This window comes from Actinomadura opuntiae (assembly GCF_030283205.1).
GTDB lineage: Bacteria > Actinomycetota > Actinomycetes > Streptosporangiales > Streptosporangiaceae > Spirillospora.
In genome coordinates, this window is the sequence record NZ_JASNWF010000058.1 from 1 (window position 1) to 1,899 (window position 1,899).

General features: G+C 58.3%; 1 rRNA gene. It reads left to right on the forward strand.

Going from position 1 to position 1,899, the window contains the following annotated elements:
* A 23S ribosomal RNA gene (locus QP089_RS48650) occupies positions 1-1,822 on the forward strand; the annotation flags it as partial.
* Positions 1,823-1,899 lie beyond the last annotated feature (77 nt).

Genomic DNA, 1,899 nt, shown 5'->3' on the forward strand with positions numbered 1-1,899 from the left:
TGATGGGTAGGGGAGCGTCCTGCAGCCGGTGAAGCCGCCGAGTGATCGAGTGGTGGAGGCTGTGGGAGTGAGAATGCAGGCATGAGTAGCGAATGGAGAGTGAGAAACTCTCCCGCCGGATGACCAAGGGTTCCTGGGGCAGGCTAATCCGCCCAGGGTAAGTCGGGACCTAAGGCGAGGCCGACAGGCGTAGTCGATGGACAACGGGTTGATATTCCCGTACCCGCTGGTATGCGCCAACGCTGAATCCTCTGATGCTAAGACTCTGAATCCTGGTTGGTGCCTTCGGGTGTCTTCTGGGCCTAGCAGTCGGCCCGAGGGGGTAGTAGGTGAGTGATGGGGTGACGCAGGAGGGTAGCTCAGCCCGGGCGATGGTTGTCCCGGGGTAAGGCTGTAGGGAGAGAGACAGGTAAATCCGTTTCTCATTCATCCTGAGAGCTGATGCCGAGCCGTTTTAGGTGAAGTGAGTGATCCCATGCTGCCGAGAAAAGCCTCTAGCGAGTGTACCGGCGGCCCGTACCCCAAACCGACTCAGGTGGTCAGGTAGAGAATACCGAGGCGATCGGGTGAACTGTGGTTAAGGAACTCGGCAAATTGCCCCCGTAACTTTGGGAGAAGGGGGACCAGGCCTGGTGAACCGTTTTGCACGGGGAGCTGGGTGTGGTCGCAGAGGCCAGGGGGAAGCGACTGTTTACTAAAAACACAGGTCCGTGCGAAGTCGTAAGACGCTGTATACGGACTGACGCCTGCCCGGTGCCGGAACGTTAAGAGGACCGGTTAGAGGTTTCGATCTCGAAGCTGAGAATCTAAGCGCCGGTAAACGGCGGTGGTAACTATAACCATCCTAAGGTAGCGAAATTCCTTGTCGGGTAAGTTCCGACCTGCACGAATGGCGTAACGACTTCCCCGCTGTCTCAACCACAGGCCCGGTGAAATTGCAGTACGAGTAAAGATGCTCGTTTCGCGCAGCAGGACGGAAAGACCCCGGGACCTTCACTACAGCTTGGCATTGGCGTTTGGAACGGTTTGTGTAGGATAGGTGGGAGACGGTGAAGCCCGCACGCCAGTGTGGGTGGAGTCATTGGTGAAATACCACTCTGGTCGTTTTGAGCGTCTAACCCGCGCCCGTGTATCCGGGTGGGGGACAGTGCCTGGTGGGTAGTTTAACTGGGGCGGTTGCCTCCTAAAGAGTAACGGAGGCGCCCAAAGGTTCCCTCAGCCTGGTTGGCAATCAGGTGGCGAGTGCAAGGGCACAAGGGAGCTTGACTGTGAGACGGACGTGTCGAGCAGGTGCGAAAGCAGGGCCTAGTGATCCGGCATCTACGTGTGGAAGTGGTGTCGCTCAACGGCTAAAAGGTACCCCGGGGATAACAGGCTGATCTTCCCCAAGAGTCCATATCGACGGGATGGTTTGGCACCTCGATGTCGGCTCGTCGCATCCTGGGGCTGGAGTAGGTCCCAAGGGTTGGGCTGTTCGCCCATTAAAGCGGCACGCGAGCTGGGTTTAGAACGTCGCGAGACAGTTCGGTCCCTATCCGCTGCGCGCGTAGGAGAATTGAGAGGGTCTGTCCCTAGTACGAGAGGACCGGGACGGACGGACCTCTGGTGTGCCAGTTGTCCCGCCAGGGGCACGGCTGGTTGGCTACGTTCGGTCGGGATAACCGCTGAAAGCATCTAAGCGGGAAGCCTTCCTCGAGATGAGTTCTCCCTCCCACTTCGGTGGGGTAAGGCTCCCAGTAGACGACTGGGTTGATAGGCCGGTGATGGAAGCGCGGTAACGTGTGGAGTCGACCGGTACTAATAGGCCGAGTGGCTTGAACACACGGCACGATCAAGATGAATCGCTGTGTGGTGTTCGCGTCCCTGTGTGGTTCCCAGAAAACAACCTGGGCACCCGTG